Origin of the sequence: Streptomyces sp. Ru62 (assembly GCF_002920615.1) — a bacterium.
GTDB lineage: Bacteria > Actinomycetota > Actinomycetes > Streptomycetales > Streptomycetaceae > Streptomyces.
Map to the genome: position 1 here is coordinate 99,497 of NZ_PQSU01000009.1, position 15,312 is coordinate 114,808.

At 70.6% G+C, this 15,312-nt stretch carries 10 protein-coding genes; 7 read left to right on the forward strand and 3 right to left on the reverse strand.

Going from position 1 to position 15,312, the window contains the following annotated elements; translation table 11 throughout:
• Nucleotides 1-195: 195 nt before the first annotated feature.
• Together C3492_RS14205 and C3492_RS45755 are read right to left on the reverse strand one after the other, a co-directional pair.
• Nucleotides 196-453, reverse strand: a complete 258-nt coding sequence (locus C3492_RS14205) for a DUF2630 family protein (protein WP_103812114.1) — start codon at nucleotides 451-453, stop codon at nucleotides 196-198.
• Nucleotides 454-927: 474 nt separating this feature from the next.
• Nucleotides 928-1,125, reverse strand: coding sequence for a hypothetical protein (locus tag C3492_RS45755; protein ID WP_132789382.1), 198 nt, complete (start codon nucleotides 1,123-1,125; stop codon nucleotides 928-930).
• Between C3492_RS45755 and C3492_RS14210 the strand changes: the two genes are divergently transcribed.
• The 7 genes from C3492_RS14210 (at nucleotide 1,126) to C3492_RS44180 (ending at nucleotide 11,458) form a co-directional block, all read left to right on the forward strand.
• Nucleotides 1,126-1,434, forward strand: coding sequence for a hypothetical protein (locus C3492_RS14210; protein ID WP_103812241.1), 309 nt, complete (start codon nucleotides 1,126-1,128; stop codon nucleotides 1,432-1,434).
• 608 nt (nucleotides 1,435-2,042) lie between these two features.
• On the forward strand, nucleotides 2,043-2,318 hold the full coding sequence (locus C3492_RS46900; RefSeq protein ID WP_103812115.1) for an FmdB family zinc ribbon protein: 276 nt from the start codon (nucleotides 2,043-2,045) through the stop codon (nucleotides 2,316-2,318).
• Between the two features lie 137 nt (nucleotides 2,319-2,455).
• Entirely contained in the window at nucleotides 2,456-3,109 is a 654-nt protein-coding gene (locus C3492_RS14220; RefSeq protein WP_103812116.1) for an AmiS/UreI family transporter, read from the forward strand.
• Between the two features lie 32 nt (nucleotides 3,110-3,141).
• Nucleotides 3,142-4,389 (forward strand): formamidase, encoded by a 1,248-nt coding sequence (fmdA, locus tag C3492_RS14225; RefSeq protein WP_103812117.1) that lies wholly within the window; start codon nucleotides 3,142-3,144, stop codon nucleotides 4,387-4,389.
• A 413-nt stretch (nucleotides 4,390-4,802) separates the two neighbouring features.
• The gene (locus C3492_RS14230; RefSeq protein ID WP_103812118.1) at nucleotides 4,803-8,960 is read left to right on the forward strand and encodes a trypsin-like peptidase domain-containing protein; all 4,158 of its coding nucleotides are present in this window, start codon (nucleotides 4,803-4,805) and stop codon (nucleotides 8,958-8,960) included.
• 270 nt (nucleotides 8,961-9,230) lie between these two features.
• Nucleotides 9,231-11,153 (forward strand): P-loop ATPase, Sll1717 family, encoded by a 1,923-nt coding sequence (locus C3492_RS14235; protein ID WP_103812119.1) that lies wholly within the window; start codon nucleotides 9,231-9,233, stop codon nucleotides 11,151-11,153.
• A gap of 62 nt (nucleotides 11,154-11,215) precedes the next feature.
• Complete coding sequence (locus C3492_RS44180; RefSeq protein ID WP_146075686.1) at nucleotides 11,216-11,458, forward strand: hypothetical protein; 243 nt, start codon at nucleotides 11,216-11,218, stop codon at nucleotides 11,456-11,458.
• Here the strand turns inward: C3492_RS44180 and C3492_RS14240 are convergent.
• Complete coding sequence (locus tag C3492_RS14240) at nucleotides 11,406-15,263, reverse strand: WD40 repeat domain-containing serine/threonine protein kinase (protein ID WP_103812120.1); 3,858 nt, start codon at nucleotides 15,261-15,263, stop codon at nucleotides 11,406-11,408. The genes C3492_RS44180 and C3492_RS14240 overlap by 53 nt on opposite strands.
• Nucleotides 15,264-15,312 lie beyond the last annotated feature (49 nt).

Genomic DNA, 15,312 nt, shown 5'->3' on the forward strand with positions numbered 1-15,312 from the left:
CGCCGCGGACACGGGTCGCGTCGAGCGTCCGCATCGCAGCGAAGGTCCGGTTCCCGGCCGTACCGCTCGGCATCATCACCGGTGTCTCCGAACGGTTCCCCGGCGACACGAGGAGGGCGACACCCGCCCCGGGGTGAACGCCCTCCGCTCCGGTTCGACCCGGTCGCCGTCCTCACCGGCCCGTCAGCCCTGCGTTCAGGAGAGATAGCGCTCCACCTGCGCGGCCGGCCGCACATGCGCCTCTTCCGGATCCTGACCGGCGGCGACCCGGGCCCTGCGCTGACGCAGCAGGTCCCAGCACTGGTCGAGTTCTGTCTCCAGCCGGGTCAGGTGCGCGTGCTCGGTCGTCGGGTCGATGGTGTGCTGCGCCAGGCGGTCCCGCAGCTCCCTCTCCTGGCTGATCATCTCCGTGATGCAGCCGAGGATCTGCTTCTCGGCTTCGGATTCCGTCATGATTCCCTCCCTGGTCGGTGTGGCCGCTCCCGGCGGCCCCGTACATCTGCCGAAAACCGCCACGGACACTGTCGCCGACCGGAGCACGGACCGCATCGGTCAGACGACTGTGCCTGCGGTCAGGCCACCGGGTCGGGCGGTCAGGCGTTGAACTGCGCTCCACCGCCCACGGCTCCCCGTCCACTCAGGCAGACCGCAGCGCGTCCTCGCACTCCCAGCCCATGACCTCGTGTGCTCTCGGATGCCGGTTCAACGAGCCCCTCCCGCTGATCAAGCATTCGTGGCCGCCTCGTAAAAGCGGATCACCGCTTGTGATTGAGTTCACCAGAGTTTGGCTGGATTATTACGTATCGCGCACTTTAGCCTCTTCAGACAGTGTGCAAGCCTCATAGGTGATCTCCTCATGCAACAGCCGCGTGGGCGACGGGAGCGGGCCGGCCGGAACTCGGGCAATGGTCGCTGTTTCCAGACACTTCAGAGCGTGTGAGGAAGATGCGGCGCATTCGTCGCCGGCATCGCCAGAGGGAATTTCAAGCTCGGAAGGCGGAAGAAGTGAGCGAAGACGCCGTGTGGGTCCGAGGCGTGACCGGCATCCAACTGCACCACGTCACCAATATCCAGGATGCTCGGCGGTTTCTGGGCAATGCTGTCATGGCACTGAATGCTGCCCATGTGAGAACCGGCGACGCCCGGTTCTCCGGTCTCGCCGACCAGCTCAAGGGCGTGGTCGCCGCAGCGCGTGACCTGGAGGGCGAGGCGCAGGAGCGGATGCACGAGCTGCACTCCGCGGACCCCGAGCGGTTCGTGCGCTGCCGGGAGGGCGAGGAGCCCTGGCCGGACGAGCTCCAGGCGGGCTTTGTCCCGCGTCACACGTGCCGCGACGAATGCCTCTACCACGACCGGGGAGTACTGGACGGCATCCTGCAGTGCACCTGCGGCCGGCCGCCGTGCCGCGCTTGCGCGATCGTGGGCGCGCCCTGACGCCCGGCCCCGGGGGCCGGGCTCGCACGTGACGGCGGGCGTGCGGCCGTGACGTCTGAGCGACGCATGTGCCGCCACTCGGACGTCGACGCGTCCGGTGCCGGCTTTCGCCGCCTTTTTCCTGGAATAGCGAGCGGCATTCAGTTCGAAGAGGGCCCATCCAGTTCACAGCTTTATTGAATACATCTCCCCTGCTGAGCAGGCCCGGCCGTGCATGTGCGGCCCGGTCCTGCTTTTTCGTGGCGCGCGCTGCCGCCCGACCCGTTGGTCTCAATCGGCGCGGCGCCTGTCGAATCACCGCGCCGGCAGCAGCCTCCACCGGTCCGGTCGCAGCCCGGACCTGAGCGAAAACGACTGGTGCGCGGCCCGCGAGTGTGTGGTGCGAACGAAATGACGTCGCTGGTCGGCGACACCGCCCGAGCCCCCGCTCCCACCCCCATTTTTCTGCGGGTACGGCCGCCCCCCACCGGGCGGCCCCCAACTCACCTTGACACGCCGCCATCCGGAGGGTTGCCTTGAATAAGGACGCTAGTTCTGCGGCGTCCCATCGGCTCAGGCTCGGTGTTGTACGTCCCAGGGCCGGAGGCGCGCGGCGGGGCGGAGATTTTATGGCAACGTATGAATATTCCTGCAGCCGCTGCGGATCGTTCGATGTGAAACTGCCGATCGGCACCGCGCCGACGCAGTGGAAGTGCTCGCGGTGCGATGGCGCCGCGCGGCGTGTGTACTCCTCTCCGGCACTCGCCTCGACACCGCCCGCGGTGGCGGCGCTGCGCGAGCGTTCGGAGAGATCCCGGGAGAACCCAGAGGTGGTCACGCGAGTCGCGAGGAACACCACGCCAAGTCCCGTTCATCCGGCGCTCGCACGGCTTCCCCGGCCCTGACGGGCAGGCCGGGCCGGCGCGAGGGTGTGCGTCTTCCCGGCGGCCATGGCGCGGAACCGCGCGCACCGGCTTGTGGTCGCATGACCGCTTGCGGGCGTGCCACCGACGGGAGCGGAAACTGCGGGAGGTGTGTCCTCTTGGCCAACGTCGGACTTCTCTTCGTCGGCGCTGTGCTGTTCATGAACGGGTTGATGCTGCTGGGAAAGGTGGACAGCCGGGCAGCAGCCGTGTTCAACCTCTTCGTGGGTGGACTCCAGGTCCTCACACCCACATATCTCATCATCGCCGCGAACGATGATCCCAGGCGCATCATGCTGGCGTCGGGCATTTTCCTCTTCGGCTTCACGTACCTCTACGTAGGAATCGGGCTGCTCATGGGTCTGGACACGACCGGTGTGGGTTATTACTCACTGTTCGTGGCTATCGTGGCCCTTGGCTATTCGTTCGTCAGTTTCCGACTCGTGAACGATAAGCCATTCGGCGTGATATGGCTCTACTGGGCATTCCTCTGGTTCCTCTTCTTCCTGCTGCTGGGGCTGAAAATCGAGGCGCTGACGACGTATGTGGGCTGGGTGACCGCGATCGAGGGCTGGGTGACCGGTGTCATCCCGGCATATCTGCTCCTGACCGGTTACTGGGTCCCGGGGAACTACTCCGAAACGGCGATCGCGTTGGGCGCCTTCGGCGTACTGACCTTCGCCGCACTCTGGTTCGTACTCCGCCGTAGGACTCCCCGCACGCCTGTGCAGGATTACGGCACCTCGGGATATCCGGCCGGAAGCCACGGCTGACCCTCCTGAGGGAAGCAACACGAGGAGTTGACATGCCTGAAGTGATCTTCAGCGTCGATCAGTCCCGGTCGATGCGTGACCAGGACGTGCCCGGACACAACAGGTGGCATCCGGACGTACCGACTGTTGCCATGGTCCGCCCGGGGGACGAGTTCCGCGTCGAATGCCGCGAGTGGACCGACGCGCAGATCGGCAACAACGATTCCGCCAACGATGTGCGTGACGTCGACCTCAAGCGAGCCCACATGCTCAGCGGGCCGATCGGCGTCGAGGGCGCGGAGCCGGGTGACCTGCTGATCGTGGACATCCTTGACCTCGGTCCGGTGCCCCAGCAGGTCGGGGACGCCCCCGGTCAGGGCTGGGGGTACACCGGCGTCTTCGCCAAGGCCAACGGTGGAGGATTCCTGACCGACTACTTCCCGGACGCCTACAAGGCGATATGGGAGTTCCACGGCCAGGTGGCGACGTCCAGGCACCTTCCCGGCGTCCGCTTCACCGGCATCACACACCCCGGCCTCTTCGGCACAGCGCCGTCCGCGGAGCTGCTGGAGCGGTGGAACAGGCGAGAGCAGGCCCTGGTCGACACCGACCCGGACCGTATCCCGCCGCTGGGGCTCACGCCCGACCCTGACCAGGCCCTCGGTGGCCAGGCGACGGGATCGGATGCCGAACGCATAGCCCAGGAGGGCGCGCGCACCGTCCCTGCCCGGGAGAACGGAGGCAACCACGACATCAAGAACTTCACCCGTGGATCGCGCGTCTTCTACCCCGTCCACGTCAAGGACGCCAAGCTGTCGGGTGGAGATCTGCACTTCAGCCAGGGAGACGGTGAGATCACCTTCTGCGGCGCCATCGAGATGGGCGGTTACATCGACTTCCACGTCGATCTCATCAAGGGCGGCATGGAGAAGTACGGCATCAGCACCAACCCCGTCTTCATGCCGGGCAACGTCGAGCCGCGGTACACGGAATTCATGTCGTTCATCGGCATCTCCGTGGACCATGACACCGACACGAACTACTACCTGGACGCGACGGTCGCCTACCGCCGTGCCTGTCTCAACGCCGTCGAGTACCTGAAGAGGTTCGGCTACACGGGAGAGCAGGCCTACCTGCTGCTCGGCGCGGCCCCCATCGAGGGGCGCATCAGCGGAATCGTCGACATCCCGAACGCCTGCTGCTCCCTCTACCTGCCGACCGGGATCTTCGACTTCGACGTCCGCCCCACCGCGGAGGGACCGAAGGCCGCGGACCGCGGGCAGTGTGCGGTGACCAGCTAGCGGACAGAGGCCGACGCGCGGCCCCCGCCCGGCGGCTCCCCCGACGCCGGCCTCACCCCCTACCAGGTCCTGGACACGGTCCGGGACCTGCTCCTTGTACCCGTACACAGGCGCCCTGCCGTCCGTACGGCCGAATCCGGATGCGGTGGGCGCCGGCCCTGGCGATGCTCAGGGCAGAAGAGCGTCGGCACGGTCACCGACCAGTCGGTGGCGCCGATGCCGTCACCCACCTGGAGGAGGAGCCTTGACATGTCCTGCTGGTGATTCCCCGGTGGTCGGGGGTTGTCGGTCCGGCCTCGCGACGCACGTCGGGGCCGTGATCACCATGGGCGGAGCCGGCTGCCGCATCAGGGTGACGGCGGCCTGGCGGCGAGGCGGCCCCGGCGGCGCTGCGGAAGACCTGGAGTGATCGGGTGGACGGCACGCGTACGGGCGTCGGCAGCGGGGGCGCGTCCGGACTGCTCGCCGCTGTCGCCCAGGTCCTGAGACCGGACGGAGAAGTGGCCGGGGCCGGTTTCCTGGTCACGGAGGACATCGTCGTCACCTGCGCGCATGTCACGCTGGCGGCCGGAGCCGGACCGGGTGACACGGTGAGGCTCGCGTTTCCGCACGCGCCCGGGGCCCCGCGGATGGAGGGTGCGGTGCAGGTGGAGGGGTGGCGCGCACCGGAGGACGTCGACGTGGCCGTGATCCGGTTGAGCGGCGGGGTCGAGGGCGTGACGGCGTTGCGGCTGGGGTCGGCGACGGGATGCCGGGGTCATACGGTGCGCTCGTTCGGGTTTCCGGCCCAGGCCCCGGCGGGAGGCCACTTCGGCTTCGGCGTGGCCGGGGATCTGCTGCCGGCCACCGACAGCAGGGGGGCGCATCTCCAGCTGACCGCCGCGAACGACCTGACCACCGGGTTCAGCGGCGCACCCGTCGTGGACGAGGTGACCGGCCTGGTCATCGGCATGGTCACCGAGATCACCGCCCTCGACGAGTACGAGCGGGGGCAGGGCATCGCCTACGTCACGCCCGCGCAGACGCTTCGGGAGACATGGCCCGGTCTGGCTGAGCACGACGTGTGTCCCTACCGCGGGCTGGAGCCGTTCACCGCGGAACACGCCCAGTGGTTCCATGGACAGGACGAGGCGGTACGGCAGGTCCTGTCGAACCTCGCTCACCAGCAGCGGGTGGTCCTGTTGCTGGGGCCGTCCGGCTCGGGCAAGTCGTCCCTGGTGCAGGCGGGAGTGTTGCCCGCTCTGGCCGCGGGCGCGTTGCCGGGGAGCGACACATGGCTGCCCGTCCTCGCCCGGCCGCGACAGGATCTGCTGGCGGAGCTGGAGCGCGCGGGACTGCCCGGGGCGGCCGGGGACGGGATCGCCGAAGCCGTCGCCCGCAGACTCGCGGCCGAACCGGGCCACGAGCGCCTCCTGCTGGTCATCGACCAGTTCGAGGAGCTGCTCACCGAGCCCTACAACGGCCGCCGGCAGGAGCATCTCGCCGCCCGGCTCGCCGCCACGGACCAGCTCACCACCGCGGTCAAGGCGCACGCCCGGCTGAGCGTGATCCTGATCATGCGTGACGACTTCTACCCACAGCAGGCCGCCCTCGCGCCGAGGCTGCTGGAAGCCGCGATGCCGGGACTCCTCAACGTACCGGGGACCCTGAGCGAGTCCGACCTGCACGACATCATCACCCTTCCCGCCGAGAGCGTGGGCGCCTGCCTGGAGTCCGGGCTGCCCGAGCGCATCATCGGCGACGTCCTGGCCACCAGCCCCGAGGGCACCCTCGTCCGCCGGGTACCGGTGACCGTACTGCCCCTGCTGGAGCTGACACTCAGCGAGTTGTGGAAACGACGTCGGAACGGATGCCTCACGCATGACGCCTACCGACGTATCGGCGGGGTCGTCGGCAGTCTGACCACGTGGTGCGACACCGCCCTGGACCAGCTGCCGCCGGAACACCGGCCCATCGCGCAGCGGGCCCTCACCGCGCTGGTCCGGCCCGCCGATCCCGACCATCACATTCCCGCCATCCGGGCGCAGGTGCCCCTTCAGGAGCTGCGCGAGCTGGCGGCCGACCCCCACGGTGGCCCTGAGAGCGGCCGGGCCATCGACGAGGTCTTCGCGGTGCTCATCCGGCACCGCATCATCACCACGCACACGCCGAGTGCGTCGGGGCCCTCCGACGCCCCTCCCGCGCTGCCGGTGGCCGAACTGATCCACGAGGCGCTGATCCGGGACTGGGGCACTCTGCGCGCGTGGGTCGGACAGGACCATCGCTTCCACGAGTGGCTCGACCACACGCGCGAGCAGCGGGTCCGCTGGGCGGAGACGCACGATCCAGGAGATCTGCTGGGGGGTACGGCACTCGCCGAAGGACTCGACTGGTCCCAGCAGCGCCACCTGCCGGGCGACATCACCGCGTTCCTCGCCGCCAGCCACGAGCGCCAGCTATCCGTCATCCGCCGCAGCAAGCGTCTCAACCGGGTGCTGGCCACTCTGCTCGTTCTTGCCCTCCTCGCGGTGGCAGGCGCTGTCTGGGAGTGGCGCACGGTCGCGGAGGAACGGCAGGCGGCGCTGTCACGACAGCTTGCGGCACGGTCCGCTACGCTCATCAGTGGAAACCCGGACGTGGCCGCTCTTCTGGCCATCGAGGCCTACCGCACCAGCCCCACCCCGGAGTCTGTCGAGAGTCTGCAGAGCGTCGCGGCGCTGCCGCTGAAGAGACGGCTGGTGGGCCACAACAACTGGGTGAACGCGGTGGCGTTCAGTCCCGACGGGAAGACCCTCGCCAGCGCCGGCGGCGACGGCACGGTACGGCTGTGGGACATGGAGAGCGACCGGAGCCCTGCCGTACTGACGGGTCACCAAGGCGGTTTGGGGTGCGTCGTGTTCAGTCCGGACGGCAAGACCCTGGCCACCTGTGGCGAAGACAAGACCGTACGACTGTGGAACGTGGCCACTCGCCGGCCCGTCGCTACGTTGAGGGGCCCCAACGGGCCGGTGAACGCGGTGGCGTTCAGCCCGGACGGGAAAACCGTCGCCGGCGCCGGTGACGACCGGACCGTGCGGCTGTGGAACGTGGCGAGCCGCGAAGCCCGCGCTCCTTTGACCGGCCATACCGACTCGATCTGGTCGATCGCGTTCAGTCCCGACGGGAAGACCCTCGCGACAGCCAGTGTCGATCAGACCGCGCGGCTGTGGGACGTGTCCACAGGCCGGTCACGGGCAAAGTTGACCGGTCACACGAACATCGTCATCGCGACGGCGTTCAGCCCGGACGGGAAGACCCTCGCGACCGGCAGCGCCGACCAGAACGCGCGACTGTGGGACGTGGCCACCGGAAGAGCCCGCGCGACCTTGCCCGGCCATACGGACTGGGTGACCGCCGTGGCGTTCAGCCCCGACGGGCAGACCCTCGCGACGGCCGGCGCCGACCAGAACGCGCGGCTGTGGGACGTGGCCACCGGCAGAGCCCGCATCACGTTGAGCGGCCACGCGCAAGCGCTCCAGGCGGTGACGTTCAGTCCGGACGGAAAGACTCTCGCCACCAGCAGCAAGGACGGCACCGTGCGGTTGTGGGACGTGACCAGCAGCAAGGCCCGCACCACATTGACCGGCCACGCGAGCTGGGTCTTCTCCGTGGCGTTCAGCCCGGACGGGAGGACTCTCGCGACGGCGAGCGGCGACCAGACCGTGCGGTTGTGGGACGTTGCCTCCGGCAGGACCCGCACCACGTTGAGGGGCCATAAAGGCTGGGTGAAGTCGGTCGCGTACAGTCCTGACGGGAAGACCCTCGCCACCGGCGGTTCCGACCTCACCGTGCGGTTGTGGGACGTGGCCACCGGCAGGGCCCGTACCCTCAAGGGCCACGACGGCGAGGTGACCGCGGTGGCGTTCAGTGCGAACGGGAAGACGCTTGCGACCGGGAGCACCGACCAGTCCGTGCGCCTCTGGAACGTGGCCACCGGAGCGCATCTGGGGAGTCTGGACCAGGCCGAGGTCGTCACATCGGTGGCGTACAGTCCGGACGGACACCACCTTGCCGTCGGCCTCGGCGATGGCAGTGTCGAGCTGTTCACCACCAACGCCGCCTCTGTCACCTTGACGGGCTCCAGCGGACCGGTGGAGTCGGTGGCTTTCAGCCCCGACGGAAAGACGCTCGCGGCCGGCTGTGACGACCACACCGTGCGGTTGTGGGACGTTGCCGGCCACCGGGACATCACCGCCTTGACGGGTCACACGGGAGTGGTGAACGACGTAGCCTTCAGCCCCGACGGGCGGACTCTCGCCAGTGGCAGTGATGACCGGACCGTGCGCTTGTGGGACATGGTCACGCACAGGAGCCGCGCCGTCCTGACGGGCCACACGGACGAGGTGTGGTCCGTGGACCTGAGCCCGGACGGCAAGACCCTCGCCAGCGGCAGCAAAGATCACACCGTGTGGCTGAGAGACACCACCGTCGTGAAACCTGCTTCAGCGATCGACAAGATCTGTCGCGCCGTCAACCGGGACCTGACTCCACAGGAACGGAAGGTCTACCTACCGGACCCCTCGGTGGACCCCGCATGCCACCCGTCGTCCTGACCGAGCCCGTGCTCGGACCGCACCGGAAGTGGGTACGGAGGGGGTACGTGCTGCCCATGACCGGCCTCACCGGCGTGTGACCTCGCCGCCGAGCCGTACTGGTCCTCGACTGCCTGCACGGCATGAGCCGCAGCTGCTCGCGGCCGTGATCACGGCGGCGCAGTCCGGCCGGACCGTCCGACGCCCTGGTGGAAAGCGGCGGGAACCGATGGCCGCAAGCTGGCATCATGCGCATGAAGGAGCGAGCGCAGCAGCGGAGTTGGGGGATCCATGACGGGGCCGTCGGGTGTGGTCGAGCGCCTCTACTTCGGGCGGGAGGACGCCGAGCGGGACATGTCCGACGGTCTGCTACGGGAGGGGTTCCTGCGGACCGCCGCCTACGACGCGGCCGTGTCCGGCCGCAAGATGCTCATCATCGGCCGCAAGGGCTCCGGCAAGAGCGCCATCTGCATGCATCTGACCGCCGACGGCGTCCACCCGGGCGGCACCGCCCTGATCACCCCCGACGACGCGGCGGGCGACGAGATCCGCCGGTTCGAGTTGCAGGGGCTCACCGGTGACACGGCCAAGTCGCTGATCTGGCGTTACGTCTTCGCCGTCCAGGCCGCGCGGCACATCGTCGCCCACGCCAAGCAGGTGCACGGGCTGCGCCGGCTGCCCCGCCCGGTGAAGACGCTGCGGCGGTTCCTCCGCGCGAACGGCGAGTCCTCGGACGAGCCCGGCCTGTACGACCGGCTGCTCCACGGCGTGACCGGGCTGCAGACGTCGCTGTCCCTCGAAGCCTTCGGCGTCAAGGCGGCGGTGGATCTGGGCGGGGCCCCGCCGGCCTCCGAAGGCGCCCGCGCCGCACGTCAGCTGGAGGTCGTCGAGCGGGGCGTGGCGGAGGCGTTCGCCGATCTGGACTGCGCGGGCTCGCACGCCCCGCTCCTGCTGCTCGTGGACCAGCTGGAGCAGATCTGGTCGAGCGACCCGGACAGCAACGCCATGGTCATCGGGCTGCTGCTGGCGGCGAAGCACGTCTCGGGCGCGTACGGCAAGGCGCTGCGCTGTCTGCTCTTCCTGCGCTCCGACATCTACGACACCCTCAACTTCAGCGAGGGCGACAAGTTCCACAGCGAGGAGCTGCGCATCCAGTGGACCGCCGGCGGCCTGCGGGACCTCGCTCTCGCCCGGGCCCGGGCGTCGGCCGGCGCCGAGCTGACCGGGGACCGGCTGTGGCGGGAGATCTTCCCGCCGGCCGTGGGCGGCGAGGACACCGCCGACTTCCTCTTCGGCCGCGCCCTGCCCCGCCCGCGCGACGCGATCCAGTACCTCAACGTGTGCCGGGACACCGCCGTCGAGCGGGGACACGAGAGCATCCACGAGAGCGATGTCCTGCTCGCCACCCGGCAGTTCTCGGAGTGGAAGCTGCAGGACCTGGCGAAGGAGTACCTGGTCACCCACCCCTTCCTGGCACAGCTGTTCGTGATGTTCCAGAACACCGGCTACGTGGTGATGCGCAGTGCGCTGGAAGCCCGCTTCGACACCGTCGCCGAGACGCTCCACCGCCAGTACCCCGCGTACGCCGAGGGGCTCACCGCGCCCGGCGTGGTCGACACGCTGTACGGGGTGGGCTTCCTCGGGGTACGGCGCGGCAATGACGTGGTCTACACGGGCGGGGCCCACGTGCCCGTACAGCCGCACGAGACGGAGTTCCACATCCATCCGTGCTTCCGGCCCGCGCTGGGTGCCACCCACGCCATCGACCTGCACCGGTACGAGCCGCAGGTGCTCACCCACCTGCTGCTGCGGAACAGCTCGTACCCGTCGGCGGTGGTCGGTCCCCCGGTGCGCCGTGACTTCGCGCTGCTGGAGGAGCTGGAGCGGTCCTGCAACAGCATCCAACGGCAGTTGGGGCGGGCGGTGGGGCTGCCCGCCGAGACCCGCGCGCAGCTCTCGCAGCAGGTCGTCCGGGTGATGAGCGACGCTTCCCAGGCGCTGCTGCGGCTGGGAAGCGGCGAGGCCGTCGACGCCTACGGCCATGTGCTGGCCGCCGCGCAGTACTTCACCACGGTCGCCGCGCAGTTGCTGGCCAGCGGGGTGGACGACGGCAGCGGCGGCAGCGTGGTCCGCAGGATCGAGGACGAGGCCCGGCGGCTGACCCGTACGGCGGGCGGCAGTCACACGGGAGGCGGGGGCGCCTCCAACTCCTGATCGCCGGCCTGCTGTTGCCCAGGCACTGTCATCCGTCTCCCCGCGCTGCTACGGTCCGTTCCATGGCCGTCATGATGTGTTCCAGGAGGGGCTGTGATCGCCTGCTGTCGGTGTCGCGCGTCCCGGGCGGCAACCCGGTCGCCAGGAAAGACCCGGAGCACTGGGCCGTGGTCTTCTGGCACTGTGCGGGCTGCCGCGCCTACTTCTGCGACCGGTGCGTGACCCGGCGTGTGCTGCGCAGGCCGGTCTGCGTCAGCTGCGCCGGCGTCCTCGCCAAGCCCGATATCGAGACCTTGCTGAACTGAGCACCCGCGCCGGTGTCGGCTCCCGCCGTGGTGCGGGCAGCGGGCGCGGACCCTGCCAGGCCGCGGCCATCCGCTCCAGCTCCGCCCGCACACCGTCCGCCCGCAGCCACCCGTATCCGGCCCGGGCGAGGTGACGCAGCAGCAGGTCCGCGTCGGCGTCGGACCACACCGGCTCTCCATGCCGGGCCAGCCGGGGGTCGTACGACACCATCTGGAGGTCGTGCGGCACAGGCCGCCCGAACGGTGTGTGCGTGGCGAGGAACGCCTCCAGGTGCGGGCGGGCACCCTCGTCCCAGTCCGCCGGCTCCCTGGCCTCCAGCTCCCAGTCGAGCTCCCACCGGCGCAGGGTCCGGTCCGTCCCGGTGGAGACCGCGTACCGCCCGTCGGCGCTCAGATGGACCGACAGCACCCAGCGCCGGTGCCCGCCCAGGGTGCGCAGGCAGCGTCCGGCCCGCAGGTCCAGCAGCCGTACGGTCGTGTCCCAGCTGGCGGCGAGCGCGAAGCGGCCGTCCGTGCTCAGCGACAGCGACGTCATCGGCTCCGCGTGCCCGTCGCTCCCGGCGTGTTCCTCGAAGACGTGCAGACGCCGCCCGCCCGCCACGTCCCACAGCGCCACCCGCCCGTCGCCGTTGGCGGTCACCGCGTGCCGTCCGTCCGTGGTGAGCTGGGCCGAGTGCAGGGCCCCCAGCAGCGGCGACCGCGTCGTGGCGTCGCGGCTGAGGTCCTCGAAGGTCCGCTCGCGGTGGCCGGAGTCCAGCTCCCACAGCCGCGCCCGGCTGCCCTGGCCGGAGGAGAGGACGAACCGCCCGTCGGCGCTGGGGCACACCGAGTACACCCGCTGGCCTGCGTACTCGTAGGCCCGCAGCATCCGTCCGGTCGCCAGTTCCCACCAGCGCACGGAACCGTCCTCCCCGCCGGAGAAGGCGAAGCGCCCGTCACCGCTGAAGCTCACCGAGCGGACCTTCGCCCCGTGCCCCTCAAGGACGCTCAGGCAGCGACCGGTGCGGACGTCCCACAGCCGGACCGTCCCGTCCTCGCCGCCCGACAGGGCGAGGCGGTCGTCGGCGCTGAGGGAGACGGCCTGGACCGCTCCGTCGTGACCGTCGAAGGTACGCACCCACCGGCCGCCGTTCTCGAAGTCCCACAGACGCAGGGTGTCGAGGTCCGCGCACAGGGCGCGCCGGCCGTCGGCGGTGGCGTGGACCTGCGTACCCGACGTGGGCAGCTCGACGGTCCCGGCGGGCCAGGCGCCCCGCACCCCTGTCCGTACGGTGACCAGCGAGAGCCGGTGCCAGGCGGCCAGGGCACGGGTGTCCCGCTCGTGCCCCGGCAGGGCGCGTGCCTCGGCCACCAGGGCGAGCGCGTCCGCGTACCGCTGCCGCCCCGCGGCCGACTCGGCGGCGTCCAGCAGCGCGGCGACCCGGTCGTCGTACCGGGTGAGTTCGGTGTGGGAGCGGGGACGGCAGATCTGGTAGGGCGCGGTGTACGCGTCGGGGGTGGGCAGCTGCCACAGTCGTACCCGGTGGTCGCCCCCGGTCAGCACCCGCCGTCCGTCCGCGCTCAGGCTGACCGAGGTCACCTGGGAGAAGTGCGCGTCGTAGGTGCGCAGACAACGCCCGGTGGCGGGCTCCCACCAGCGCAACGTGCCGCCGATGGCCCCGGACACCGCGAACCGCCCGTCGGCGCTCAGCCCGGCCGCCCAGGGGGGCCTGGCGTCCGCCCGTAGGACGCGCAGGGACCGGCCGGTCGCCAGGTCCCACCACACCAGAGCCCGGTCGTCCCCGCCGGTCAGCGCGTGCCGTCGGTCGTGGCTCAGCGCGGCCGGCCAGATCGTGCCGCGGTCCAGGGTCCGCACGGGCCGGTCGTCCACCAGGTCCCAGAGCACGGTCCGACCGCCCACGAACAGGGCGAGCCGCCCGTCGGCGCTCAGGCAGGCGGCGTTGATCTCGCGGCCCGCGCCGCCCGGACCCTCAGGGGAGCCGACGACCCGCAGACAGCGGCCGGTGGACACGTCCCACCAGCGCAGGGTGCCGTCCCAGCCACCGGTCAGGGCGGTGCTCCCGTCGGGGGCGAGGCAGACGGCGCGGACCGAGCCGGTGTGCCCGGAGAGCCCGCGCAGGCAGCGGCCGGTTCCGGTGTCCCACACCCGGACGTCGCCGTCGTGCCCACCCGTCAGGGCGAGGCGGCCGTCCGGGCTCAGGGACACCGCGTGCACGGCGGCCCGATGTCCCTTGAGAGCGCGCGGGCGGCCGGTGGCCGTGTCCCACAGCCGTACGTCCCCGGCTTCGTCACCGGACAGCGCGCGGCTGCCGTCCGCGCTGAGACTCACCGCGTGCACGAACGCCCGGTGCCCGGTGAAGGTGGCGAGCAGGCGCCCCCCGGCGCCGTGTTCGCGCTCGGCGTGCGCGAGAGCGTCGCGCAGAGCGGTGCCGGCGTCCGCGTCCGCGGTCGCCTCGACGGTCGCGGCCGCCGCACGCAGGAGGGGCAGGGCGGACTCGTGATCGCCGCGTTCGAGGTGCACGTGAGCGAGGAGGTGGTCGGCGGCCGAGGGCCCTTCCGCGCTCGCCCTGGCCGATTCCATCTGGTCCACCAGCGCGTCGTCCGCGAGCGCGCCGGCCCGCCACCTCAGCAGCCCGAGGTTGTACGTGGCCTGCGGGTGCTGCGGGTCGACGGCGTGCGCCTCGGCCAGCGCGGCCTCCGCCTCCCGCGTCCGGCCGAGGTCGAGCAGGGACATCGCCCGGTTGTTCAGCCCGTCGGCCCGGTGTACGGCGGCGTCCTCCGCCCGGCGTGGATACGGCCGGACGACCTCCCGTGCGTACACCTCGGCCAGCTCCCCGGCCACCGCCGCCAGGTCGTCGGGCCGCTCCTCGACGCGCTCGCGCAGACAGCGTTCCAGCAGATCCGCGAGCGCCTCCGGCATCGAGGCCACCGCGGCGTCGGGCGGCGGGCTCAGCCGGTACGCCGCGAGCGCCGCACCCGCGGCGGACCCCACGCCCCACGTCACCGCCCCCGTGAACATCTCCAGCACGCTGACCGCGAAGCTCCACACGTCGGTGCGACGGCTCAGGGGCGTGCCCCGCACCTGCTCGGGTGAGGCGTACGCGGGCGTCAATCCGCCGTGGGTCACGAGAAGTGTCGCCTCGTCAAGTGCCACCTGCGGCTCCTGAGGTGCTGCGTTGTGAGGTGCCGTCTCGTGAGGTGCCGTCTCGTGGGGTACTGCCCCATCTGCCACTAGGCCGGCGGACGGGGTTCGGGTACCGAAGTGCCGGGCGCGCGCGAGACCGAAGTCGGTGATCTTCGCGGTGCCCTGCCGGTCGAGCAGCACGTTGCCCGGCTTGACGTCCTGGTGCACCACCCCGCTGAGGTGGGCGTGCGCCAGTCCGCGCGCCATCTGGATCGCGATGTCCAGTATCCGGCCCACCACCTCGTCGCGTGCTCCCCGGTAGAGCAGGCCGTCGTCGATCGACTCGCGCAGGCTTCCGCCGTTCACGTACTCCGCGAACACCCGCGGCACTCCGTCGATCGTGCGCACGTAGTGGCATCCGCACAGGTGCGGATGGAGTTCCAGCCCCACCCACGTCTCCGCCTCACGGACGAACCGTTCCTTGTCCGCCTCGTCCCGGAAGAGCTCCGGACGCGGGCTCTTGACGGCGAGATCGGTTCCCCACCCCAGGTGCCGCACCCGGTGGACGCGCCCCATGCCGCCCTGCCCGAGAGTCCCCGTCACCTCGTACACCCCGAGGACCCGGTCACCGACCCGCCAGTCCCGCCACTCCCCCGCCGCTGCCGCCGCCCCCTGCCGCATGAACCCAGGGTAGTGCGCCCGGCTCGGCTTGCGCTTGAGCGGAAACTTG